This window comes from Dethiosulfatibacter aminovorans DSM 17477, assembly GCF_900142005.1.
Lineage (GTDB): Bacteria > Bacillota > Clostridia > Tissierellales > Dethiosulfatibacteraceae > Dethiosulfatibacter > Dethiosulfatibacter aminovorans.
This window is the reverse complement of record NZ_FQZL01000025.1, coordinates 26,179-52,238: the sequence shown is the minus strand read 5'-3', so window position 1 is coordinate 52,238 and position 26,060 is coordinate 26,179. Positions and strand designations below refer to the sequence as shown.

The 26,060-nt window shown below is 39.1% G+C and carries 24 protein-coding genes and 1 riboswitch; of the genes, 17 read left to right on the top strand and 7 right to left on the bottom strand.

Annotated elements, in window-relative coordinates; translation table 11 throughout:
• Positions 1-9 precede the first annotated feature (9 nt).
• From BUB05_RS14045 to BUB05_RS14015, 7 genes are all read left to right on the top strand, one after another.
• Positions 10-957 (top strand): ribose-phosphate pyrophosphokinase, encoded by a 948-nt coding sequence (locus tag BUB05_RS14045; RefSeq protein WP_073050253.1) that lies wholly within the window; start codon positions 10-12, stop codon positions 955-957.
• Between the two features lie 9 nt (positions 958-966).
• Entirely contained in the window at positions 967-1,527 is a 561-nt protein-coding gene (pth, locus tag BUB05_RS14040) for an aminoacyl-tRNA hydrolase (protein WP_073050252.1), read from the top strand.
• 74 nt (positions 1,528-1,601) lie between these two features.
• The gene (mfd, locus tag BUB05_RS14035; RefSeq protein WP_073050251.1) at positions 1,602-5,159 is read left to right on the top strand and encodes a transcription-repair coupling factor; all 3,558 of its coding nucleotides are present in this window, start codon (positions 1,602-1,604) and stop codon (positions 5,157-5,159) included.
• Positions 5,156-6,088 carry a peptidylprolyl isomerase gene (locus BUB05_RS14030; protein WP_073050250.1) on the top strand — a complete coding sequence of 311 codons (933 nt, stop codon included), beginning with the start codon at positions 5,156-5,158 and terminating at the stop codon, positions 6,086-6,088. The genes mfd and BUB05_RS14030 overlap by 4 nt, the downstream gene beginning before the upstream one ends.
• Before the next feature lie 17 nt (positions 6,089-6,105).
• Positions 6,106-7,947, top strand: coding sequence for an MBL fold metallo-hydrolase RNA specificity domain-containing protein (locus tag BUB05_RS14025; RefSeq protein ID WP_073050249.1), 1,842 nt, complete (start codon positions 6,106-6,108; stop codon positions 7,945-7,947).
• Positions 7,948-7,950: 3 nt separating this feature from the next.
• Positions 7,951-8,877, top strand: a complete 927-nt coding sequence (locus tag BUB05_RS14020) for a nucleoside hydrolase (RefSeq protein WP_073050248.1) — start codon at positions 7,951-7,953, stop codon at positions 8,875-8,877.
• A gap of 127 nt (positions 8,878-9,004) precedes the next feature.
• Positions 9,005-9,493 (top strand): HD domain-containing protein, encoded by a 489-nt coding sequence (locus tag BUB05_RS14015; RefSeq protein ID WP_073050247.1) that lies wholly within the window; start codon positions 9,005-9,007, stop codon positions 9,491-9,493.
• A gap of 139 nt (positions 9,494-9,632) precedes the next feature.
• Here the strand turns inward: BUB05_RS14015 and fabZ are convergent, their stop codons facing one another.
• The 6 genes from fabZ to BUB05_RS13985 all read right to left on the bottom strand — a co-directional run bounded on the left by fabZ (position 9,633) and on the right by BUB05_RS13985 (position 14,303).
• Positions 9,633-10,055: a 3-hydroxyacyl-ACP dehydratase FabZ gene (fabZ, locus tag BUB05_RS14010; RefSeq protein ID WP_073050246.1), complete on the bottom strand. Its 423-nt coding sequence runs from the start codon at positions 10,053-10,055 to the stop codon at positions 9,633-9,635.
• Positions 10,056-10,057: 2 nt separating this feature from the next.
• Positions 10,058-11,290, bottom strand: coding sequence for a beta-ketoacyl-ACP synthase II (fabF, locus tag BUB05_RS14005; RefSeq protein ID WP_073050245.1), 1,233 nt, complete (start codon positions 11,288-11,290; stop codon positions 10,058-10,060).
• 151 nt (positions 11,291-11,441) lie between these two features.
• Positions 11,442-12,182 (bottom strand): 3-oxoacyl-[acyl-carrier-protein] reductase, encoded by a 741-nt coding sequence (gene fabG, locus BUB05_RS14000; protein ID WP_073050244.1) that lies wholly within the window; start codon positions 12,180-12,182, stop codon positions 11,442-11,444.
• Between the two features lies 1 nt (position 12,183).
• On the bottom strand, positions 12,184-13,119 hold the full coding sequence (gene fabD, locus BUB05_RS13995; protein ID WP_073050243.1) for an ACP S-malonyltransferase: 936 nt from the start codon (positions 13,117-13,119) through the stop codon (positions 12,184-12,186).
• A 2-nt stretch (positions 13,120-13,121) separates the two neighbouring features.
• On the bottom strand, positions 13,122-14,063 hold the full coding sequence (gene fabK, locus BUB05_RS13990) for an enoyl-[acyl-carrier-protein] reductase FabK (RefSeq protein ID WP_073050242.1): 942 nt from the start codon (positions 14,061-14,063) through the stop codon (positions 13,122-13,124).
• 12 nt (positions 14,064-14,075) lie between these two features.
• Entirely contained in the window at positions 14,076-14,303 is a 228-nt protein-coding gene (locus BUB05_RS13985; RefSeq protein ID WP_073050241.1) for an acyl carrier protein, read from the bottom strand.
• Positions 14,304-14,590: 287 nt separating this feature from the next.
• Here BUB05_RS13985 and BUB05_RS13980 point away from each other — a divergent pair, with 287 nt between their 5' ends.
• From BUB05_RS13980 to BUB05_RS13960, 5 genes are all read left to right on the top strand, one after another.
• Positions 14,591-15,202, top strand: coding sequence for a hypothetical protein (locus BUB05_RS13980; RefSeq protein ID WP_073050240.1), 612 nt, complete (start codon positions 14,591-14,593; stop codon positions 15,200-15,202).
• A gap of 51 nt (positions 15,203-15,253) precedes the next feature.
• Positions 15,254-15,428, top strand: a riboswitch (cobalamin riboswitch).
• Between the two features lie 91 nt (positions 15,429-15,519).
• Positions 15,520-16,560 carry a FecCD family ABC transporter permease gene (locus BUB05_RS13975; protein ID WP_073050239.1) on the top strand — a complete coding sequence of 347 codons (1,041 nt, stop codon included), beginning with the start codon at positions 15,520-15,522 and terminating at the stop codon, positions 16,558-16,560.
• Entirely contained in the window at positions 16,557-17,309 is a 753-nt protein-coding gene (locus BUB05_RS13970) for an ABC transporter ATP-binding protein (RefSeq protein WP_073050238.1), read from the top strand. Before BUB05_RS13975 ends, BUB05_RS13970 begins: the two co-directional genes overlap by 4 nt.
• Positions 17,310-17,329: 20 nt before the next feature.
• Entirely contained in the window at positions 17,330-18,244 is a 915-nt protein-coding gene (locus BUB05_RS13965; RefSeq protein ID WP_073050237.1) for a sirohydrochlorin cobaltochelatase, read from the top strand.
• Between the two features lies 1 nt (position 18,245).
• Positions 18,246-19,679: an ABC transporter substrate-binding protein gene (locus BUB05_RS13960; protein ID WP_073050236.1), complete on the top strand. Its 1,434-nt coding sequence runs from the start codon at positions 18,246-18,248 to the stop codon at positions 19,677-19,679.
• Positions 19,680-19,747: 68 nt separating this feature from the next.
• Here BUB05_RS13960 and BUB05_RS13955 read toward each other — a convergent pair whose 3' ends face one another.
• Complete coding sequence (locus BUB05_RS13955; protein ID WP_073050235.1) at positions 19,748-20,917, bottom strand: cation diffusion facilitator family transporter; 1,170 nt, start codon at positions 20,915-20,917, stop codon at positions 19,748-19,750.
• Positions 20,918-21,125: 208 nt separating this feature from the next.
• Between BUB05_RS13955 and BUB05_RS13950 the strand changes: the two genes are divergently transcribed.
• From BUB05_RS13950 to BUB05_RS13930, 5 genes are all read left to right on the top strand, one after another.
• A complete protein-coding gene (locus BUB05_RS13950) occupies positions 21,126-21,431 on the top strand; it encodes an MTH1187 family thiamine-binding protein (RefSeq protein ID WP_073050234.1) in 306 nt (101 codons plus the stop codon).
• 9 nt (positions 21,432-21,440) lie between these two features.
• A complete protein-coding gene (locus BUB05_RS13945) occupies positions 21,441-22,739 on the top strand; it encodes an iron-containing alcohol dehydrogenase (RefSeq protein ID WP_073050233.1) in 1,299 nt (432 codons plus the stop codon).
• 34 nt (positions 22,740-22,773) lie between these two features.
• On the top strand, positions 22,774-23,526 hold the full coding sequence (locus tag BUB05_RS13940) for an MBL fold metallo-hydrolase (RefSeq protein ID WP_073050232.1): 753 nt from the start codon (positions 22,774-22,776) through the stop codon (positions 23,524-23,526).
• Between the two features lie 81 nt (positions 23,527-23,607).
• Positions 23,608-24,774, top strand: a complete 1,167-nt coding sequence (locus BUB05_RS13935) for a M20 family metallopeptidase (RefSeq protein WP_073050231.1) — start codon at positions 23,608-23,610, stop codon at positions 24,772-24,774.
• 178 nt (positions 24,775-24,952) lie between these two features.
• Positions 24,953-26,032, top strand: a complete 1,080-nt coding sequence (locus BUB05_RS13930) for an ornithine cyclodeaminase family protein (RefSeq protein WP_073050230.1) — start codon at positions 24,953-24,955, stop codon at positions 26,030-26,032.
• The last annotated feature ends 28 nt before the right edge of the window (positions 26,033-26,060 follow it).

The window sequence follows — 26,060 nt, the reverse complement described above, 5'->3', positions numbered from 1 at the left end:
GAGGAAAAAATGCATACAGGATTTTCGGAAATCAAGGTTTTCACAGGAAATGCAAATGTTGAACTTGCAAAAAAAGTAGTAAAGGAAATGGGTATATCACTGGGTGATGCAGAAGTCAACACATTCAGTGACGGTGAAGTGCAAATGCACATAAAGGAATCTGTCAGAGGTGCGGATGTATTTGTTATACAGCCTACCTGCGGGCCTGTAAACGACAACCTTATGGAGCTTCTTATATACATAGATGCTCTTAAAAGGGCATCAGCAGGAAGAATCAATGCCGTAGTACCATATTACGGATATGCAAGACAGGATAGAAAGACAAGGGCAAGAGATCCAATAACTTCAAAGCTTGTTGCCGATATGATAACAGCAGCAGGTGCAGACAGGGTGATTACAATTGACCTTCATGCCGGACAGATTCAGGGATACTTCAATTTGCCTGTTGACCAGCTTCTTGGCGGGCCAATCCTTGCAAAATACATAAAGCCAAGGGTTACTCCAAATACAGTAATTGTATCTCCCGACGTTGGAGGAGTTTTAAGGGCCAGAAACTTTGCAACCATACTTGATCTTCCTCTTGCAATAATTGAAAAAAGAAGACAAAAGGCAAACGTGTCAGAGGTCATGAATGTTGTTGGAGATATCAAGGGCAAGGATGTTGTTCTGATTGACGATATAGTAGATACCGCTGGTTCCCTTACAAAAGCAGCCAAGGTACTTAAGGATTTTGGTGCAGAGAAGGTATATGCATGCTGTACACACGGTGTATTGTCGGGGCCGGCAATAGAAAGAATAGACAATTCCGTAATAGAAGAGCTGATCATTACTGATACCATTCCTTTAACTGAAGAGAAAAAGATAGACAAAATAAAAGTGGTAAGTGTTGCGCCTCTGATTGCAGAAGCTATCCAAAGAGTTTCCGAGCACAGGTCTGTAAGCAAGCTTTTCGAGTAAGAGGAAAAGATGTATTTGGTAGTCGGTCTGGGGAATCCCGGCAAGCAATATGCCGGAACCAGACATAATATAGGATTCGAAGTAATTGACTATATCTGTTCTGAAAAGGATATAAAGCTTGATAAGATGAAGTTTAATGCTGTATACGGCGAGTACAGGATAAAGGGAGAGAAGGTCCTGTTGGCAAAGCCCCTTACTTACATGAACAGAAGCGGAATTGCGGTACTTGATATTTCAAGATACTACAAGATAGATCCAGAAAATATCATAGTCATATATGACGACATCGATTTGGCGCCTGGTAAGCTTAGGATAAGGCCCAACGGCAGTGCCGGAACCCATAATGGAATGAAGTCGATAATATACCAGCTTCAAACTGAAGACTTCAGCCGCATAAGAGTGGGAATAGGCAGAAACAAACAAATGGATCTTGCATCCTTTGTTTTGCAGAAATTTTCAGAAGCTGAAATAGAACAGCTGACTGATACTGTGAAAAATGCAGCTCTTGCAGTTGATGAAATCATAGAAAATTCTGTTGATTCTGCCATGAACAAGTATAATATAAAATGAAGTCTTAAAATGACTTGTTAATTGCCCGGGTATATAATATCCGGGCTTAAGTTGTAACACAGGAAGGAAGTAGAATGAATCAATCCTATTTAAAAAACATAGTTAAAACAAAAGAATATTCTGAGATGATGAGCTGCTTGAACAAAAGAAAAAGCTTGTTGCTGCACGGATTGGAAGAAGAGGCCATGCTCCTTCTTTCATCGGTTCTTTCAAAAAATGAAAAAAGGCAGGTGCTGATACTTGTATCCGATGATATGAAGGCATCAAGGATATATGGAAGTATAAAGAGTATCTACAGCAAATCCTATCATTTGAGAGCGAAGGAATACTCCCTCTTTGGCATAGATGCATTGAGCAGGGAAAGCATAAACAGCAGGCTTGCTGTAATTGACAAACTATCTGGAAATGAAGAGATGGTTATTGTAAGCTCGGTGGAAGCATATTCAAACCTTTTGATGGAAAAGGAGAGATACGACAATTTTGCCTTTGATATTGAATATGGCATGCAGATAGACCTGAAGGCGATTTCCAGGAAACTGGTTGAAATGGGATATAAAAAGGTCAAATTCATAGAAGGTAAGGGGCAGTTTTCAATAAGGGGAGGAATACTGGATATTTTTTCTCCGGCTGAAAGCAACCCTTGCAGGATAGAACTGTTTGATATTGAAATCGACTCTTTGAGAATATTTGACTCGAAGACTCAGCGGTCAATTGAAAACATTGAAGGTTACAGGATAATACCATGTTGTGAAATCGTACTTTCAGATGACGAAATAAAAGAGGCTGTTTGCAGGTTTACTGAGGATATTGAACAGAGACTTGAATTCATAAGAGGCAAGGAAGATGCAAGAACTATTGAAGAGAACCTTCTGAAATTGAAGTTTGATGTTGTTGAAGCACTGGAAAACAGGAATTATATCGACAATATTGAGTTTTACAGGCCATATCTGCCTGTAGAACAAAAAAATCTTGGAGATTATCTCAGAGATGATTCAATAGTAGTGTTCGATGAACCGAACCTGATAAGGGAAGCCAGAAAAGGAAGCAGGGAAGATTTTATAAGCAAATTCACCGACTTGTACAGCAGGGGAATGCTTCTGTCCAAGCAGGAAAAAATCTTCATGGAATTTGAAACGCTTGTCAGCAAAATTAAGTCAGATTTAAGCTTTATTGTCTACAATAATAATCTGAAAAACAATGTGGGTTTCAACATTGACAAGGTTTTCAACATCAGGTCAAGAGAGCTTCCCACATATTATTCAAAAATGGACGATCTTGCAAAAGACATCAACAGATACAAGTACAGAGGCTATAAGGTTTATCTTGAGCTGGGGAAGGTAGAGAGCGCCGGGAATATCCGTGATATGCTAAGTGAAAAGGATTGTGAGATATCCATATTGATTTCGGGAGACGAGGGAATTACGTCTGGACATGGGGCTGCAGTTGTAGGTTCCATGTCCAAGGGTATGGAATTTCCCCAGTGGAAAATCGCCATATTGACTGAAAAGGAGATTTTCGGAACAAAGAAAAGAAAAAAGAAGGCAAAGAAAAAGCATAAGGCATCAAAGATAGACAGCTTCACGGATTTGAAACCTGGAGATTATGTTGTCCATGAATATCATGGCGTAGGTGTATACACGGGAATTGAGAAAATAGATATCAAGGATATCCAGAAGGATTATCTCTGCATCAGTTACAGGGACAAGGATAAGTTGTTTGTGCCCGTTGACCAGATGGATCTTGTCCAGAAATACATTGGATCCGATTCTGCAAAACCCAAAGTCAATAAAATGGGTGGCACAGAGTGGGTCAAGGCGAAGACGAAGGCTCAGAAGGCCATAGACGAAATAGCCGACGAGCTTTTGAAACTTTATACTGAAAGAAAATCAAAAAAAGGATATTCTTTCTCTCAGGACAATGAATGGCAGAGAGGATTTGAAAACTCTTTTCCATACCAGGAAACAGAGGACCAGCTGAGATGCATAGATGAAATAAAAACAGACATGACAAGTGAAATAGCCATGGATAGATTATTGTGCGGGGATGTGGGTTTTGGAAAGACGGAGGTAGCCATGAGAGCCATATTCAAGGCTGTCATGGACAGCAAGCAGGCGGCTGTCCTGGTGCCTACAACCATACTTGCCCAACAGCACTATACGAATATGGTGGAAAGATTCAAAAACTATCCTGTAAAGGTTGAGATGCTCAGCCGCTTCAGAACACCGGGACAGCAAAGAAAGATCATCAGCGATCTCAACAAGGGACTTATAGATGTGGTTGTCGGGACACACAAGCTTCTATCAAAGGATGTAAGATACAAGGATATTGGACTTCTTGTTATAGACGAAGAGCAGAGATTCGGAGTCAAGCACAAGGAACTTATCAAGCAGATGAAAACAAACATAGATGTACTAACTTTGACGGCAACGCCAATACCAAGAACCCTAAATATGTCAATGGTTGGCATCAGGGATATGAGTGTTATAGAGGAGCCTCCCGGAGAAAGACATCCTGTTCAGACCTTTGTTCTGGAAAGCAGCAGCGGACTCATAAGGGAAGCGCTGATAAAGGAACTGTCAAGAGGCGGACAGGTATACTATGTACACAACAGGGTCAAGGATATTCACAACAAGGCAGCCATGGTGAAGAACATGGTGCCTGATGCCAGAATAGCAGTAGCTCACGGCCAGATGAGCGAGAGGGAACTTGAAAATATAATGGTTGAATTCATAGAGGGTGAATATGACATATTGGTGTGTACTACAATCATTGAAACGGGAATGGATATATCCAATGTAAATACCATAGTGATAGATGATTCCGATAAAATGGGGTTGTCTCAGCTATATCAGTTGAGAGGGCGTGTAGGAAGAAGTGACAGGACTGCATTTGCATACCTTACCTATGAAAGGAACAAGGTTCTCAGTGAAATAGCGGATAAAAGACTGAAGGCTGTCAAGGAATTCACCGAATTCGGGTCTGGATTCAAGATAGCCATGAGAGACTTGGAAATAAGAGGCGCCGGCAATATTTTAGGTTCTCAGCAATCAGGACATCTTGAGGCTATTGGATATGACCTCTATGTCAAGATGATGGAAAGAACGCTTAACAGAATCACCCATAATGAAGAAAGGGAAGATGATTTTGAAACGGTAATAGAAATTGACGTAAACGGCCATATTCCAGTTAGATATATTGAAGATGAAGAGCAAAAGATTGAAATCTATAAAAAGATTTCTGTAATAGAAAATCATGACGACATAAGTGATGTTACTGAGGAGATTATTGATAGATTTGGAGACATTCCAAAATCAGTGAACAATCTCATTAAAATATCATATATAAAGTCCATATGCAAAAAGCTTAAAATAGTAATGCTGAGACAGATAAACAACGTTGTACACATCGAGTTTAAGAATGGCGAAGCAATTTCTCCAGCCATGATCAACGGCATAATGGAGAAATATAAAGGCAAGTTTAAATTCGATGTATCAAATAAACCTGTACTTAAATATTCAATGGGAAGAGACGAAGTAAAAGATGTATTGGTCATTCTTGAAAATACTGTTGAAAACCTATATAATTTTAGTACTGACAAAAATTCTACAGAAAAAAATGGAGGTTCAAAGTGAAGAACAGAAGGATAACAGCTTTAGCATTATCATTGGTAATGATTTTGATGATGGCATCAGGATGTGTGAAGGAAAACAAGGAATCGGCGGCAGCCGTTGTAAATGGAGATGAAATATCCATAGCTGAATTTGAAAAAAATCTTGAAATATACAAGAATATGTATGAATCGCAGTACGGAGACATAGCGTGGGATGAAGAAATTGAAGAAGGCGTTACTTATCTTTCGTCGTTAAAGGAAAATGTGATTGAGAATATGATTATGGATACAATCATGTTGCAGGAAGCGGCCAAGAATGGTGTTGAAGTGACTGATGAGGAACTCCAAAGCCTCTTCGAAGAATACAAGGCATACTACGGAGACGAAGAAACATATAACGAGTCACTCGCCAGTAGTGGAATGGATGAGGCTTTCCTTTTGGAATATTTGAAAAATGGAGAGATAATTGATAGATACGTAAGCAATTTTGTTGATACCATTGAAATAAATGACGAAATTCTTGAATCGTATTTTGATGAAAATAAGGATAAATTTGTTGCTGTAAATGCAAGTCACATACTTGTGAATTCACTGGAAGAGGCTCAAGACATTCTGGCAAAGCTGTACGACGGTGCGGATTTTGGAGAAATGGCAATGGAATATTCACAGGATCCTGGAAGTGCGGGAAACGGTGGAGAGCTGGGATACTTCTACAAGGGGCAGATGGTAGCCGAATTTGAAGAAGTTGCATTTAGCGTTGAGCCGGGAGAATTAAGTGGAATAGTATCAACCACTTATGGGTTCCATATCTTGAAGGTAAATGATAGAAAAGAATCCCTGGAAGACAACTATGATATAGTTTTTGCAGATTATCAGAATGCTAAATATACTGAAAAACTTGAAGAACTGAAGAGCAATGCGGATATCGAAAGGTTTATAAAGACAAATTAAACTCCGAGGTGGACAACATGAAGATTAAATTTACGGGAGCAGCAGGAACGGTTACAGGATCGTGTCATTATATTGAATACGGAAGTAAGAAGCTATTGCTTGATTGTGGTCAGTTTCAGGGAAAGAAGAATGTTGAAAAGCTCAATGAAGAGGGATTTCCTTTTGATCCTGCTGAAATTGATTATTTGATTCTAAGTCATGCACATATAGACCATAGTGGAAGGATACCCTTATTGGTTAAAGATGGCTTCAAGGGTAAAATATTTTCATCTTCTCCCACATATGACCTTTGTACCATAATGCTTATGGACAGTGCCCATATACATGAAATGGAAGCGGAATGGAAATCGCAAAAATCCATGAGAAAAGGCGGTGAGCCTGTAGCGCCTCTCTATACTACTGAGGATGCTCAAGCAAGTTTAAATTATTTTAATCCGGTTCTATATGAACAGTATGAAGAAATTGACGACATACTGACTATAAGGTTTGTTGACGCAGGTCATATCCTGGGGTCTTCCATAGTTGAATTATGGTTCAAGGAAAATGGAGAATCGACAAAGGTGGTCTTTTCAGGAGACTTGGGGATGAAAGACAAGCCAATAATCAGGGACCCGCAGATTGTTGAGAAGGCTGACTATTTAATAATAGAGTCAACTTATGGAAACAGGCTTCATGAGTCACCGGAACAACGAGTAGATAAACTGTCGAGAATAATTATTGACACTGTAAAAAACAAGGGTACTGTAGTCATACCTTCATTCGCTGTTGGAAGAACACAGGAGATAATATATTCTTTAAACGAGCACTACGACGGAAACGATGAATTCAGCAAGTATTTCAAAGATATACCTGTATATATTGACAGTCCTCTTGCATCAAAGGCCACTGAAATATTCAAGAAAAATGCATATGTTTTTGATGAGGAAGCAAGAGAAAAGATACTTTCGGGAGATAATCCCCTTGAGTTCAAGAATCTTCACTTCACCCATACTACGGATGAGTCCAAGGCGCTTAACATGTCTTCGGAACCGAAAGTGATAATATCCGCCAGCGGCATGTGCAATGCCGGCAGAGTAAGACACCACTTGAAGCACAATTTATGGAAGAAGAATTCCAGTATTGTATTTGTTGGATATCAGGCTGAAGGTACTCTTGGAAGACTTCTAAAGAATGGAGAGAAAGAAGTCAGACTCTTTGGCGAGGATATCTGTGTACAGGCAAGAATAGAAAGTGTGGAAGGATTTTCCGGACATGCGGACCAGGAAGGACTTTTGGAATGGCTAAAAGGATTCAAGGAAGCACCAAAGAAGGTTTTTGTTGTTCATGGTGAACCTGATGCAAGGGATGAATTCTCTAGAAAAATAGAAGAAGAGCTTGGTTTTTCTACTGTTGTTCCAAAGATGAATTCTGAATATCTGATGGAAAACGGTGAAGTCAGTGTAATAGAAGAAGGTTACGTACTTGACTTGGCAATGGAAGAGGTCGGAGAGGCAGAGAAAGCCGAGTCTAAAAAAACTGTCAGGGAAGACAAGGCTGAAATTGAAAAACATGAAGCTAAAATTGATAAAGTCGACAAGAAGGATGTCAAGCAAACATTAAAGCCTGAAGAAGAAAGGAAAGTTGGTAAGATTGAGGAAACTGCCGAGAAGGAAGATGATGAGCCTTGTGAAGAAGAGAAAGTGAAACGACTCAAGGAAGATATCGCAAGACTTAAGGAACTTGCAGGCAAGGCTTTTGACATGACTGAAACAACTCTGGACAATGATGAAATAAAAGTAGGGGAGTACAAGATTATTAATAATTTGATTCTTGAACTTGAAAAATCGCTGGTAAACCTTACCATGCAAAGTGGAGACTAATTTATGGATTGTGAAAAAATCAAAATACTGATTGATACAGATCCGGGATATGATGATGCTGCTGCAATTATTGCAGCAGCATTTTCTTCAAAACTGGATTTATTAGGATTGACAACTGTGTTTGGAAATACATCTCTGGACATAGTAAATAGAAATGCTGCTTCAATGATTGAATATTTCAATCTTGATATATCCTATGCTTTTGGCGAAAAAGAACCGCTAAACGGGAAAAACACTGCTACAGAGGTGTCTGAAAAGGATGTTTTCGGTTTACCGGAATGTGAAACAAAAGAGGATAAAAGAGGCGCTGTTGAATTCCTGAAGGATAAGCTTGAAGGGGAAAGTGGACTGGTAACCCTTGTAACCCTTGGGCCTTTAACCAATATTTCAAAATTGCTGAAAACACATCCGGGATGTAAAAAGAAAATAGAAAAAATTATAATGATGGGTGGTGCCCTGAATACTGGAAACATTACATCGGCCGCTGAATTCAACATCTACTGTGACCCGGAGGCTGCCAAGGATGTTTTCGGATCGGGAATTGAAATTGTAATGGCAGGTCTGGATGTAACAAGGGAAACCAGACTTTATGGACATGACCTTGAAAAATTATCGGGTTTTGGAGACAAGCAGAGGAAACTGGTTGAAATAATCAAAGATTGCAGTGCAAAGTACAGTTTAAAGCCGGAAAAGGGAATACCGGTCCATGATGTGTGCACAATAATGTACTTGCTTGAGCCTGAAATCTTCGGCACAGAAAAGTACAATGTTGATGTTGAGACCAGGGGAGAGATAACAAGGGGGATGACGCTGGCGGATAGAAGGCCTTTTTCAAATTTGGAGAAGAATACTACTGTATTGACAAAAATAAATATAGAAAAATTCAAGGAAGTTTTCTTTGGAATAATGGCTGAAATTCAACGTTTTTAATGCGAATCTGATATATCAGGGTGCATAAATATAAGGAAAGCGAATATTAAACAAGAAAAACTAATATACAAGCAGTGTCTTTTGTGGTATAATGATAAAGGTGTTAAATATTGAAAAAGGTGATTAAATGAAATTTTCTGACCACAGATTTATGAAAGTGGCCGGCCCCATAATAAGCAATAGTGTATTTCAAAAGATGAAGCATATAAAGCATCATGATGAAAGTGTTTACGAACATGTATTGGATGTGGCTTATCAGTCTTACAAGATAGCATATAAAATGGGATTGGATTGGGAATCTACTATAAGAGGAGCTTTGCTTCATGACTTTTACTTGTACAAGTTTGATAAAACTCCAAGGTTGAGACTTCCGTTGGACGCTTTCCTGCACGCAGTTAGACATCCGGTAATCGCATTAGAAAACGCAAAAGAGATATTTGAATTAAACGAGAAAGAATGTAATATAATTAAAAGCCATATGTTTCCTGCGAGAATTCCTAAATTCAAGGAAAGCTGGATAGTATCAATGGTTGACAAGTTCCTTGCAGTAATTGAATACTACAACAATTACAAGAAGAGAATAACTGGAACAGAAGAAGCGCTAAAAGAAGCTTAATATTTTCCCTGCCGACAGGCAGGGTTTTTTGTTTTGTAGAAACAAAGCAGCTATAAAAAAACGAGACATTTTCATGTCTCGAATTTTTTATACTCTTTTTTTACTTTGATTGTCAGTCAATATAATTAAGATTTAACAATTAGCTTATTGCAAAAGTGAGCTCGCCTTCTGCGGCGATTTCATCACCTACATATGCTACGGCACTGCCTACACCTAAAGGACCTTTGGAACGGGTGATTTCGCACTCCAATCTTAAAGTATCTCCAGGTACGACCTTTTTCTTGAATCGCATTTTCTTGATTCCACCGAAGTATGCAGTTTTTCCTTTATTCTCTTCAAGGGAAAGCATGGCAAATGCTCCGGTTTGTGCCAAGGCTTCAACAATGAGTACTCCTGGCATAACGTGGTTTCCAGGGAAGTGACCCTGGAAGAAATATTCATTTACAGTGACATTCTTTATTGCTACTGCCTTTTTTCCTTCTTCCATCTCTATGACTCTGTCAATGAGGAGGAAAGGGTACCTGTGAGGCAGTACTTTTTCAATATCATTACTGTTGTACATGATTAACCTCTTTTGAACAACACAGTTGCATTATGTCCGCCGAATCCAAGAGAGTTGGACATGGCATATTCAATGTCTGCCTTTCTTCCTTCGTTTGGAATTATGTCAAGATCACATTCTGGATCAGGAACCTTGTAGTTTATTGTAGCTGGCAGGAAACCATCCTTTAAGGCCATTATAGTTGCAATTGCCTCAACAGCTCCGGCTCCTCCAATCAGGTGACCTGTCATTGACTTTGTAGAGCTTACAGGAACATTGTATGCATAGTCGCCAAATACGTTCTTGATTGCAAGTGTTTCCAGCTTGTCATTGTATGGAGTTGAAGTACCGTGGGCATTTATGTATCCTACTTTTTCCTTCTCTATTCCTGCATCTTCAATTGCTCCTGCAATTGCTCCTGCGGCTCCTTTTCCTTCAGGATGAGGGGCTGTCATGTGATGAGCGTCACAAGTAGCACCGTATCCGACAATTTCAGCATAAATTGTTGCGCCTCTTGCTACAGCATGCTCATATTCTTCCATTACAAGCATTCCTGCACCTTCACCCATTACAAAACCAGACCTTTCCTTGTCAAAAGGTATTGAAGCTCTGTTTTTATCATTATTGGTACATAGTGCAGTCATTGAAGAGAATCCTGCAACAGTGGCAGGTGTTACTGAAGCTTCAGAACCTCCAGCAAGCATTATATCGCAAACTCCTGACTGTATTTTTTTGAAAGATTCACCAATTGCATTTGTACCTGACGCACAGGCAGATACGACAGAAAGGTTAACACCTTTAGCTTCGAATCTAATGGCAACAAGGCCTGAAGCCATGTTTGAAATTATCATTGGTATGAAGAAAGGGGATACCTTGCTTGGTCCTCTTTTGTGAAGTTTTTCAATTTCTGTTTCTATAGTATTGATTCCGCCTACACCGCTTCCGATGACTACTCCGATTTTTTCGCTGTCGATTTTTTCAAGATCAAGACCTGAATCGTCTATGGCCATTTGAGAAGCTCCAATAGCGAACTGACAGAATCTGTCCATTCTTTTAGCTTCTTTCTTGTCCATATACTCTTTAGGATCAAAGTCCTTTACTTCACCAGCAAGCTTAACTGTGAAATCAGTTGTATCAAATGCAGTTATTTCATCAATACCGCATTTTCCTTCTTTTATTGCACTCCAAAATTTTTCTAATCCGCTACCGATAGGGGATATGACTCCCATTCCGGTAATTGCTACTCTTCTACTCATTCTTTTCCTCCTAGTTTTATATCATAACTTTAGTTGAGTTAATTCATTTGTTATTTGATATATAAACGGTTCAATTATATATTAAATGTTATATGAATTATTACGAAACTTGTTATGAGATAAAACATCATTATTATTCTTTTAATTGAAATTACATGTATAATCCGCCGTCGACGGATATAACTTGACCGGTAATATATGAAGCTTTTTCCGAAGCAAGGAACTCTACAAGATCGGCTACTTCTTCGGGCTTACCAAGTCTTTTCAATGGTATATTTTTTGATATTTCTTCCTTTGCAGCATCTGTCATTGCATCAGTCATCTTTGTTTGGATGAATCCAGGGGCAATGGCATTGCAGGTAATATTTTTTCTTGCCATTTCCTTTGCAGTGGATTTAGTAAGACCGATAATTCCTGCCTTTGAAGCGGCATAGTTTACCTGTCCGATATTTCCCATCAAACCTACTACAGAGGATATGTTTATTATTCTACCTGATTTTTGTTTAAGCATTTTTTTGCACACATGCTTGATGCAGTTGAAAGTACCGTTTAAGTTTATGTTGATTACTGAGTTGAAATCTTCTTCTGACATCATTGTAAGAATCTTGTCTCTTGTTATGCCTGCATTGTTTACAAGTACGTCAACAGTACCGAAACTGCTTATTGCTTCTTTCATCAACGCTTCGGCTTCCTCGAACTTCGAGATGTCGGCCTGGAATATTTTTGTTTCAACTTCCTTGTTTTCAAATGTTTCTACAAGAGCCTTTAGACTTTCGCTGTTGCTGTTGTAGTTGAGAACAAGATTGTAGCCAAGGCTGTTCATTCTTTTTGCAATAGCGCTTCCGATTCCGCCTGATGCGCCTGTTATAACTGCCGTCTTGTTTAAGACCATTTTACGCCTCCAGTTTGGAAAGGGCTTTTTCAAGAGAGGCCATGTCTTCAACGTTCATGAAGTTAAGCTTTCTGTCGATCTTTTTGACGAATCCGCACAGACTCTTTCCAGGGCCGATCTCAACAAATGTATCGACTCCAAGCTCTATCATTTTTCTTATGCTGTCTTCCCACATTACTGAAGAAGACACCTGATTTTTTAGATTTGGAAGATATTTGTCCGTAGACTCTACAACTTCCGCATCAACATTTGCTATTACTGGTACGGAAGCATCATTGAAGTTGAGTTTTTTCAGTTCCACTTCAAGCTTCTCGGCAGCAGGGGAGAGCATTGACGTATGGAATGGAGCACTTACAGGAAGTAAAACAGCCTTCTTTGCACCATATTCCTTTGCAGCATCAACTGCCTTTTCAACAGCTTCACTTGCTCCACCTATTACAATCTGTCCTGGACAGTTGAAGTTTGCAGCTTCAAGTACTCCATAGCTTCCGAAATCATCACAAAGCTTAAGTACATTTTCCCTGTCCATTCCGATTAAAGCAGCCATCTTGCCTTTACCGGCAGGAACCGCTTCCTGCATGTAGGTACCTCGTTTTTCAACTACCTGTACAGCATCCTTGAAATCCATTACTCCTGAACAAACAAGTGCTGCATATTCTCCAAGGCTGAGGCCTGCAGTGATTTCAGGTTTTATTCCTTTGCTTTCCAGTACCTTCAAAGCAGCAATACTCATTGTAAGTATTGCCGGTTGAGTATTTCTTGTGAGTTTGAGATCCTCTTCAGGTCCGTCAAAACACATCTTGCTTATATCAAATCCTAAAGCTTCATCAGCAGCATCAAATACCGCCTTGGCTTCAGGAAAATTATCATAAAATTCTTTTCCCATTCCAACATACTGAGCACCCTGGCCGGGGAAAATAAATGCAATCTTATTCATGGTTACTCCTCAAATTTAAAGTTTTTAATGAGTAGAGAAGTGCTGCTCATTAAATCCATAATAATTTCTTCGCAGGACTCTTCCTTGTTGACCAGGCCAGCAATCTGACCTGACATTACAGAACCGTTTTTAATGTCACCCTCAACAACGGCTCTTCTAAGGGCACCAACACCTTCCTTCTCAAGCTCTTCAGGTGAAGCACCATTTTTTTCCATCTTCTTTAGTTTGGATGTCAGTCTGTTTTTAATGCTTCTGACAGGATGACCGGTTCTTCTGCCGCTTACAACGGCATCGGTATCCTTGGCATTAAGGATGGCTTCCTTATAGTTCTGATGTACATTACACTCATAGGCAGTCAGGAATCTAGTACCTATCTGTACACCCGAAGCTCCCAGCATAAGTGCTGCCGCAAAGCCTCTTGCATCGGCAATTCCGCCTGCAGCTATTACAGGCACATCGACAATATCAACCACCTGGGGAACAAGTGACATGGTAGTCAGTTCTCCAACATGGCCTCCTGCTTCTGTACCTTCGCATATAACTCCGTCAGCTCCAATTTTCACAAGCCTTTTTGCCATGGTTGTAGTAGGAACAACGGGGAATACCTTGCTGCCTTTACTTTTCCATAAATCCATATATTTTCCAGGGCTTCCGGCGCCTGATACAATAACCGGAACTTCGAGAAATGCCGCAGCTTCAGCAACGGCATCTTTAAAAGGACTCATAAGCATTATGTTTACACCAAATGGCTTATCAGTAATTTTTCTTATTTTGTAAACCTGTTCTTCCAGATACTCGACAGGAGCATTACCAGCAGCGATTATTCCCAATCCACCTGCATTGGAAACTGCTCCAGCCAGGTCTGCATCTGAAATCCAAGCCATACCACCTTGGAAAATAGGATATTTGATGTCTAGCATTTTACATAGTTCTAAATATCCCATGTCAGGCACCTATTAGTTCTTTTTCGCGTCTATGAAGTCTACGATATCCTTTACAGTTACAAACTTAGGATAATCTTCTTCTGGAATCTCGATATCGAAAGCTTCTTCAAGGTTTATAACAACCTCTGCAAGGTCCAGTGAATCTGCATCCAAGTCATCTTTCAAATTGTCAGTAAGGTTAACCTCATCGTCCAATCCCAGTTCTTCTACCAATATTTCTTTTACTTTTTCAAAAGTCATTTTCTATTCCTCCGTAATTTACATTATTTTTGTGTTTTTTTCTTTTCAATTAATTTGACAATCAAAGTATATTATCAGAAAAAGGCATTGTCAATGAAAAACTTTGACATTCAAAGTATATTGGGGGTATTGGGTGGTCAAGGCCTTCATAAGACTAGGTTGTGGCAACTATTAAGAATTTCTTAAGAATGTTAATATTAAATATATTTACCCTTTACAACAGTGTTGGTACCAATATTCACAGGTTTATAGTATAATAAATTTATATTATGAAGAAAGGGGAACTCATGTCAAAGACAATAAAGACCTTAATTATATTTACAATAATCTTTCTTTTGGGAATCATGGCCAGGGATATTATAACCGGATCCGGAACACAAAGCCATTATGGTACTATAGAAGACCCGGTACAGGAAGATGTTATTGGTGAGCCCTTTGTGAAAATAGAATCTGGAGGAAACACCTACAAGCTGACCAAAAAGGCCAGTTATTATATTGAAGCAGTAGTAAAAAGCAAGAAGAAATATACGAGGGACTTGAGTTCTGCAATTTCAAATTATGATTTTGCCCTTGCCTGGGGAGAGCTTAATGAACCGGAAATTGATGAACATGTAGATTATTCCCAGTCAGGCAGATGGTATTACTACAAGTATGATTCGTCTACTCCCGTATCCAAGGCATACATAGGGCAGCATTCTGCAAATGTGCATCTGATTCCTGCCAATGACCTGGTTGCAAAGCAGATAAGCAAGGTAACCGTCAACGACCTTGTTGAATTGGAGGGTTATCTGGTATATGTTAAAGGAGAAAACTTCACTTGGAATTCAAGCCTGACCAGAAATGATACCGGTGATGGTGCATGCGAAATACTATATGTAGAGAAAATTACAGTAAAATAATAGCAAAAATTATATAGACAAATATCATAATGAATGTTAATATAATATAAAATTGAATATAAATTTTTAGGTTCACATATGTGATTAATAGGGAAGTCAGGTGTAAGACCTGCACAGCCCTCGCTGCCGTAATTGTTTGCCGAAGTCGAATACCACTGGGATTACCCGGGAAGGTGACCAGGCCATAAACATCAGTCGGAAGACCTGCCTGAAAAGTGCATTATCAGCTTCGATGGGGAGTTAGATGTTTTTTTATGCAGGATACAACCGCCCATCGTGGCGGTTTTTTTATTGCACTTGACTGCTAAAGGAGAAGTATGGAATCACAATTGACATCAAAAATAAGAAAATCGGTAATTTCAGGCATCGTATTAATGATATTGATAGCAATAAGCATCACCTTGTCTGTGAATTTCGGCACGGCAGAAATATCTTTTGTAGACGTGTGGAAAATAATCATAGGAAAGATGCTGAATCTTCCTTCCATGATTAATGGGATAAAGGATTCTTCTACAGCCATAGTCTGGGATATCAGACTCCCCAGGATTCTGGCGGGAGCAATGGTTGGAATGGGTCTGGCAGTATCGGGAACAGTATTTCAATCCATACTGATGAATCCTCTTGCTGACCCCTATACCATAGGTGTTTCCACTGGAGCAGCTTTCGGGGCATCAATTGCCATATATGTCAATATCTTTCTAGAGAATGTACAGGTGCCCATAATATTGTTTGCATTCGTTGCTGCGCTTGTCACCTTGCTACTTGTAATAGTTCTGGCGGACAAGGGTGGTAGGTTTGACAGCAGCAGTCTGATCATTTCGGGAATCATAGTCAGTTCAATACTTTCTGCAGGCATTAGTTTCATTAAGAATGCAGCAGGTGAAGAAGTTGGAGCAATTGTCTTCTGGCTTATGGGAAGTCTTGTATCAAGAAGCTGGACTCATGTCCATCTGCTGACACCATTGATATTTGCAGGAACAATGATATGCATATTTTTTTCAGCCGACCTGAATATCGTGTCTCTCGGGGAGGATACCTCTGTAAGTCTTGGAATAGAAACAAAGAAGATCAGAATGATCTATCTTGTTACGGCATCACTTATGACTGCAGCCTGTGTAGCAGTAAGCGGAATAATAGGGTTTGTTGGATTAATAGTACCCCATATGCTTAGATTCATGCTTACGCCTGACAACAGAATACTTATACCTTTATCGGGATTTCTCGGTTCCATAGTGCTCATGGTTTCTGACAATTTTTCAAGAGTTGTTTTCACCAGCGAGATTCCTGTAGGAATCATAACAACACTACTTGGAGGACCGTTCTTTCTCTTCATATATTTAAGGAGGGGAAATAAATGATAAAAGCAAACAACATTAATTTCGGATATGGAAGCAAGGCTATACTTAATAATGTTTCCTTGAATATTAGGGAAAACACCTTCAATTCAATCATAGGACCAAATGGGGCAGGAAAGACCACCTTTATGAGGCTCCTAAGCGGGCTGAACAAATCATATGAAGGAAATATAACATATAGGGACAATGATTACAGTAATATTGGACCAAAGGAAAGGGCAAAAAGTTATGCCATTGTTCAGCAACATTATTCTACAAGATTTACATATACCTGCTATGAAATGATATGCATGGGAAGGCATCCTCATACAGGCAGGCTCGAAAGGCTTGGAAGGGATGACTATGACATGATAAATTCAACAATAGAAGCTTTGGAGATCCAGGAGTTGGCAGGCAAGAAGACATCGGAAATAAGTGGTGGCGAGTTCCAGAAGGTTATATTGGCAAGGGCTCTTGTACAGAAGCCTGAAGTGCTTTTTCTTGATGAAGCCTTTTCGGAAATGGATATCAGCGCAAAGCTTGCCATGATAAAAATGCTGAAAAAATCAGTAGATGAAAAAAAGTTGACTGTTGTTGCAATAATGCACGACTTGAACACCGCCTACAGATACAGCGACGGCATACATATTTTAAAAAGCGGAGAATTATATGCTTCAGGAAATCCCAATGAAGTATTTACCGAGAAGTCCGTTAAGGATGTATTCAATCTTGATGTGGAAATATTGCCTGGTAAAGGCTTTATTATAAAATGACATAAAGGAGAAAGAAGAACATGAAAAAAATTATTGGATTAATGCTGATAGCAATGATGCTTATAGCATCATTGGCTGGATGCAGCACCACACCGGCAGAGGAAACAAACGGAGCACCCGAGGCACCAGCAGTAGGTGATGCGGCAAACAAAGCTCTTGTAGTAGTAAGTTTTGGAACTAGCTACAATGATACACGAGAATTAACAATCGAGGCAACAGAAAAAGTATTGGCAGATGCACATCCTGATTATGAATTCGTAAGGGCATTCACAGCTCAAATCATAATAGACAAGTTGCAGGAAAGAGACGGTCTTGAAATATTCAATGTCGAAGAAGCCATGGAATATCTGGTAGATAATGATTTCGGAACTGTGCTTATTCAACCGCTACATGTAATGAATGGTGCAGAGTATGACGATCTTATGGCTGTAGTTGAAGAATATGAAGAAAACTTTGCAGACCTTAAAATCGGACAGCCCCTTCTTTCAAGCACTGAAGATTTCGAAAATGTTGTTGAGGTTGTAGCAGGCGAAATGCCTGAACTTCAGGAAGGCGAGGCCCTTCTGCTCATGGGACATGGTACTCACCACCATGCAAATACAGCATACTCTGCTCTTGACTATATGTTCAAGTACAAGGGATATGAAGATGTATATGTAGGAACAGTTGAAGGATTCCCAACTCTTGATGCCATAATGGAACAAATTGAAGGAAAGGATTACTCAAAGCTTTACCTTATGCCTTTAATGATTGTTGCCGGAGACCATGCAAACAATGACATGGCAGGAGACGAAGAAGATGCATGGAAAATGATTCTTAAAGCTGAAGGGTACGATGTTGAGCCTGTACTTATGGGACTTGGACAAATTGAAGGAATTCAGCAAATGTTCCTGGAGCATCTGGAAGCTGCAATCTCAGGAGAACACGCAGAATAACATGAAATCAAAAATATTAGTATTATTGTCAATTTTATCATTGTCATTTATCATAGGATGTTCAACAGGAACAGCAGATATAACCGAAGCTGACAATACTGATTACACCATATCATTCATTGATGATATGGGGAATCAGATTAACCTGAACAGCCCCTGCGAAAGAATTATCCCTCTTTATTCAGCCCATACGGAAAACTTGTATTTCCTTGGAGCTGGAGACCAAATAATAGGCGCCTACAAGACTTCTATTTATCCTCCAGAGGCGGCCTTTCTTCCCAGATACTTATATCAGGAAGATCCGGAGAAGATTATTGCGGTAAACCCAGATGCAGTGATAATAAGGCCCTTCATAAATAGAAAATCTCCAGAGTTTGTAGAAGCCCTTGAAAATGCAGGAGTGTTGGTGGTTTCCCTCTATCCCGAAAGCTTTGACGAGTTTGACGAGTATATCGAAAAGCTTGCTCTCTTATCGGGGAAAACAGTTGAGGCTGAAAAGCTGTTAAAGGAATTTCATGAGGACATCGATGGTATATCCCAGTTGACAAGTGGTATTGAAGACAAGAAGACTATATTTTTTGAATCTACAGATGTTAATGTAAGAACTGTAACATCTGATTCAATGCCGGGTCTTGCAATAGGATTTGCAGGGGGCATAAATACAGCGGGAGATATCCCTGCTATGACAGAGGGATCTTCAATTGCTCCTTTCGGACTTGAAAAAGTTGTTGAGATTGGAGAAAACATTGATGTCTACATTTCCCAAAGGGGAGCCATGAACTGTGGCGGCAATGAAAAAACCATACTTCAGCGACCCGGCTTTGAAACCATTAAAGCTGTTAAGGAACACAAAGTTTATACGATCAATGAAAAAATAATATCGTCACCTACATTCAGATATATTAAAGGTGTCAAGGAATTTGCCAGATATTTGTATCCGGAGATTCTTGATTCAACAGAAGATATGATTGGCAGCGAACAACTTACAAGAAAAGCTTATGCCGAGCTTGTAGTAAAGTGCTTTCATCTGCCGGTTTATACACCGGCATCTTCCCACTATTATGAAAGTGAGTACTCGGGACATACCTACGGGTTGTTTCGGGATGTGCACTGGAATGATGAAAAATTCGATTATGTGGAAACTGCAGTCATCGCAGGACTTGTTGATTCATTCAAGGAAGACGGGAAAGAATACTTCCATCCAAATGAGTATATAACAAAGGACGAGCTTGCTAAGACGATTTATCTTCGCGGTAAATATGCAGCTATGGATAATCATGTGGAAATTGCTGACCTTGAAGATTCAGAGAATAAAAGGATCATCCAGAAGCTTGTTGACCATAAAGTGTTTGAACTGGATTCTCAAGGAAAATTCAATCCAGGAGAAATCATAACAGTTGAATATGCCTATGACATCTTGTCTAAACTAAATTAAATAATCTGAATAAGGTAAAAATAGAAACAAAAAAGACTTTCGGAACCGATAGGCTCTGAAAGTCTTTTTTATTTCATCTCCACGAATGTACTTTCTTTTTCTGCTTTTATGACGAGCTTGTAGCTTTTGTCAATCTTGTAGAAATCCATTTCGATTTTTTCCTTCATCTTTTCCACATCGGAAGGTTTCATCTTATCATCCACCACCATGTCGAATACAACAGCCTTTCTTCCTCTTTCGTTTACTACGCGAAAATCATGTATTCCCTTGATGGAATCATACTTATCCAATATTTCTTCCAGTTTTCCCTTTGCAAATGATGTTGCATTGCATGATTCATCTATTGGGTCCACATGTATCAGCAGGTCTATTCCATACTTGTCCTTTATTTCATTTTCTATACTGTCAATCAATGTATGAGCATATACAAATGAGTGTTGGGCTGACATTTCAACATGAACTGTGCATAGTTTTGTCTCTGGGCCATAATCGTGTATCCTCAAATCATGGGCGCCGGCAATGTTTTCAAAGCTCAGTATGAAATCCTGTATGTCGGTAAAAAGCTTTTCGTCAGGTTGCGTGCCAATCAGTGAGTTTACCGTATCTTTCATGAGGCTGAAGCCATTGTACCCAATGAAAAGGGCAACCAGTATGCCTGCTATGCCATCAAAAGGCAAGATGCTGTACCTTGATAAGATGAAAGAAAGCAGTACGGTGAATGTTGCAAGCATGTCGGCTATGCTGTCAAGAAGAACAGCATCTATATTCTTTGAAGTGATCAGAGTATTAAGTTTTTTGTTGAAGAACGCCATCCAAAGTTTTACAAGTATGGATATGATAAGTATAATTACAGCCGCCATTTCGAACTTCACAGGTTCCGGGTTTAAAATCCTTCCTGTCGATGAATGCAAAAGCTCGTAACTGAAGAACAGTATGATTACTGATATCAGTAGTGTAGAGATATATTCGTATCGGCCATGACCGAAGGGGTGGTGCTTGTCAGCCGGCATGTCTGCATACTTGAATCCCATGAAAGAGGCAAAGTTTGTTCCCAGGTCCGAAAGGTTGTTGAAAGCATCGGCTGTTATTGAAATACTGTTTACAGCCATTCCAATAATTAATTTGGTTATAAACAGAAAAACATTGCATAGTGCTCCGGTAAATGCACTCAAATATCCTATGGATTTTCTTGATGGTGTTTTGTTTTTAAAGATTAGTTTAATAATGTATTCGTTCATTAATTCACCTGCTGAATTGTTGTTTTGCTAAATCATAGGATAATAATATCATATATGAAGGTTTATTAATATAGTTATAATACTGAAAATGAATCAAATCTTATTTAATAGGGGATTTATTTGAATACTTAAGATTATATGTGATAAAATAAAAAGAGAACCATATAATGCATTTTATTGATTTAACAATAAAGTCGGGAGGTACAATATGGCAGTAGTTGATTTGGTAATATCGGCAAGATCCAAGGAAGATGGGGCGGGCGGACACAGCAAGTATGTTGCGGAGTGTCACAGAATACTGGAAGAAACCGGTTTGAAGCATGTACTGACACCAATGAGTACTGTTGTTGAGGGGGATATTGACGATATATTCAATATCATAAGAATAATTCAGGAAAGAATGTACCAGATGGGTGCTGAAAGAGTTTATACACAGATAAGAATTGATGACAGAAGGGATAAGGATCTTACTATCAAGGGTAAATTGAAAGCTGTAAATGACAAGCTGAAGTGAGAGTGATTTATGAATAAATTGATGATAAGAACAAGACATACCATAAGGAAACAGACAAGAAGGTCTTCCAGATATCCGGAACCTGTAGTGGTAATCGAGTCTGGATGTTCCTCTCAGGTTGCTGCCTATCTAAAAAAACACAACAGTGAAAAGACTCTGGTTGTTACTGACAAGAAAATAATTAAACTAAAAATAATGGATGAGTTTGTCTCTTCACTTAGGAATGAAGGCATTGATTATATAGTATTTAACAATATAGTTGAAAATCCGACTATAGACAATGTTGTTGAGGGAGTGGAAGTATACAGGACCAATCATTGTGATTCGATAATTGGCTTTGGAGGAAGGGCTGCAATGGATGGGGCAAAGCTTATTGGAGCCAAGGTTACCAATAAAAAAGATGTCTATTCCATGAAGGGAAGAAACAGGCTGTGGAGAAGGCCCCCCATGTTCATAGCGGTGCCTACAATTGCAGGGACTGGCAGCGAAGCTGATTTCAAGGCCATTGTTACCGATACCAACAGATTTGAAAAGATTACCGTGATAGATAAAAAATTGCTGCCGGAAATATCCTATCTAGATGCAAATCTAATGAAGGAAGTGCCTACTCAAATTCTTGCTTGTTCAGGAATGAATCTTCTTGCCAAGACAATGGAATCATATTTGAGCAGATATAGGACAAAAGCTGCTGAAAAACTTTGTATCGAAACAGTACAGATTGTTTTTAACAATCTTGAGAAATTGTATGATGACAGAATGGACAGTGATGCAGGAAGCAGTCTCTTTACAGCTTCATATTTTTCGGGCAGGGCGAATATGGTTGCCCTTACAGGGTATGGAGATCTTATAGGATATTTCTTAAGCGATGCATATGGGATTTCACACAGTTATGTATTGGCTGTAGTATTTCCGTATCTGCTTGAAATGTCACGGGATAAAATCATCAAAAGGCTTTCAAGACTTGCAGTTTTAGTAGGCCTTGGCGATGAAAATGAGGATGCATCTGTATTAAGTGACCGAATCATTTCAAGGATAAAGGAAATGAATGCAAATATGGGTATACCCGAATACATTGAAGTACTGAGAGAAAGGGATATAAAAGTTATTGCAGGAATAATTGAGAAGAACAGCAATCCTAAAGTTCCGGCACCTAAAATTCTAGATGCTGAAGATTTTGAAAAACTTCTTTATTCTGTTTTAAAGAAAGATGAAGGCAATAAGGAAGAAGATGAAACATCTGAATTGAAAGAGGATATCATTTCTTATAATGAAGTTGAAGAAACAAATGATACTGAAAATGAGCTGTAATAGTATGTTATAATTTTATTAGGGAGCTGATTCTATGATAATCAAAGAAATTGAAAAAAATTTTCTTAAGTTCATATTTGATCCAAAAGAGGACAATAAATTCGGCTATAATATTTTTGTACTCATTGACGGTAATAAGGCAATGTTGATAGACTCCGGCTACAGGATGCACAGTACGGAAGTCAAGAAGAATCTTGAAAGCAAGGGAATCCGGATAGAAAGTGTAATAATAAGCCATTTTCATCTGGATCATATTAATGGACTCACTGGTCTGCCGGATGTTCATATAATTGGAAGTGCTGATTATGAAAAGACTCTGGATATTTATGTTGATGCTGAAAAACATCATATCTATACTCCTGATATTAAGGTTGAAGAGGAATACAGTTTCAAATTTGGCGAGTTTGATATTGAAATTAAATCGTTTCCCGGCCATGCTAATTGCAGTCTTTTAACAGTGATTAACGGCAAGTATGTACACATAGGAGATGAGCTTATTTTTTCAAATGATGGAGTGCCTATACTGCCGCTGATTTCCAAAAGTCATATAAAGAGGCATATAACATCCCTTGAAAAGCTTAAGGATTTTACCAGTTATGTCATATTGCCAAGTCATGGTAAAATAATCAGGGATGAGGAGCTGCTTCTCAAGGATATAGAGAACAGGCTGAAATACTTGAAGGCTGTAGATGCAAAATCGGAAAAGATATCTTATGAAGAAGCGGTCAGGGAATGTGATCAGGAATTTTTGCATTCAGAATTTCATGAAATAATATACAAGGATTGAATCAAGATGAAATAGTCCCGGTGGGGGCTATTTCTCTGTGCAAGCGGTAGAAATATTTACAAAATTGTCTGAGGAGAAAGTATGATAGATAATATTACAAACATAACAGAAGGGATTTCTGGAGAACTAATTGAAATGAGTGAAAAGATATTGAACAGGCCTGAACTTGGAAATGAAGAATTTTTTGCCTGTTCTCTTCATATTGAAATTTTAAAAAAACATGGATTTAATGTTGATGAAAAATATCTGGGAATTGAAACGGGTTTCAGGGCCTCTTATGATTCAGAAAAGGAAGGTCCAACCATTGCTTACCTGGCGGAATATGATGCATTGCCGGGCATAGGGCATGGATGCGGACACAATTTATTGGGTGCAGTAAGCACAGGTGCAGGAATAGTATTGAAGAAGGTAATGGATGATATTGGAGGAAAAGTTGTGGTCTTTGGAACTCCGGCAGAGGAAACATGCGGAGCCAAGGTTGTATTTGCAGACAAGGGTGCATTTAATGATATTGATATAGTTATGATTGCTCATCCGAGCAACGCCTATTCAAAAAGTGGAAAATCACTTGCTATGGAAGCACTGCAGTTCGAATTCAGGGGCAAGTCAGCCCACGCTGCATCATCGCCTGAAAAGGGAATAAATGCACTGGATGCCGTAATAAACACCTTCAACAATATCAATGCTTTGAGACAACAGATTAGAAGTGATGCAAGAATCCACGGAATCATACCGGAAGGAGGAAAGGCCGCCAATATAATACCGGATCATTGCGTAGCCAAGTTTTATGTCAGGGCAAAATCAAAGACGTACTTGAATGAGCTTGTAGAAAAGGTGAAAAAATGTGCCTTGGGTGCATCTATGGCGGCAGGTACGACTGTGGAGATTTCCAATTATGAATACAGTTATGACAACTTAGTTACAAATGAAATTCTTTCAGATATATTTACTGACAACTTGAAAAAGGCAGGAGTTGATGTGATACTTGATTCCGAAGAGTCACTGGGTTCTGTCGATGCAGGGAATGTAAGCCACAAGTGTCCTACAATACATGCATATTTTGACATTACAAACGACAGAGGCATAATTGGGCATACAGTTGAATTCAGGGATAGTACAAAAACGGAATATGCCTATGACAATATGAAAAAAACGATAGAAGCTCTGGTTTTGACTGCAGTTAAAGTCATTGAAGATGAGGAGTTGCTGGGAAAGATAAAGGAAGAATTTGAAGGGGCGGAAAAATAGAAACATTTTAAATTGAATAATTTATTTTTCAATAAAAGCACTGTCGGGATAGTGAATAAAATCTTGATGGTGTTTTTTGTTTCAGATTCAGAATCGGCTTTTATGTTTCAATAATTGGCATGCAAATTGCATGATAAATATTGTAATCAAATATTTGAAAATTTTGGAGGAAAACAAAATGAGCAAAAGAGTTGAGTTTCTTTATCTACAACAGGAAGACTGTGTAAAGGCAGGCGGATATGACATGACAGGAACAATGGCAGCTACGGAAAGATCATTCTTTCTACATGGAAAAGGCGATTTCATGCTTCCTCACAAGCCCGTACTCAGGTGGGGTGGACCGGAAACTGAAGAAACGACTGGAAGAATCATGTCAATGCCAAGTTTCCTTGGCGGACTGGAATATGATGAAGAGCTTAAGGCCAAGGGATTGTTGGGGGCAGTAAATACATCAGGAATCAAATGGATACCAAGCAAGCCGCACAATCCAAAGAAATACGGACTTCCAAGAGCAAATGCAATAATAATCATAGTTGATCCCGAAACACTAATGCCTGTATGTATAATGGATGGAGCACTTGTATCAGCAATGAGAACTGGAGCAGCAAGCGGAGTTGCCATCAAGCACCTTGCAAATCCTGGAGCGGAAGTAATGGGTCTTGTAGGGGCATCAGTACAGGGAATTACTCAGACACTTGCCTTCAAGTGTGGGGCACCAACCCTTAAGCTTTGCAAGGTATATGACCTTAACAAGGAAACTTCAGAAAAATTCTGTGAAAGAATGAAAAAGGAAATACCTGATATGGACTTCGTTGCAGTTGATAGTGCAGAGGAAGCATTTGTAGGTTCTGACGTAATCTCAACAGCGACAATGGCAAAGGCTCCTTATGTAGACGGCAAGTGGTATAAAAAGGGTGCAGTTCACTGCGAGATATCATTCTGGGATACTCCTGCAGAAGCACTTACATATGTTGACAGCGTAGTGGTTGACGATTTCGATGCAGTATCTGGACATGGTGTGGATGTAAGCTACAGAGCTGTAAGGGATGGAGTAATACCAAGAGAGAAGGTTACGGATCTGGGACAGACAGTAGTTGGAAATATTCAAGTTAGAAAATCAAAAGACGATATAATTTTCTTCAATCCGATTGGAATGGGAATTCACGACTTGTCGGAAGCACACAGGGTGTTTACAAATGCCAAGGAAATGGGAATAGGTAGAGTATTGCCATTGTGGGAAAATCCAATACTTGGATAATTCAATAATATAAAGCGTTATATATTGA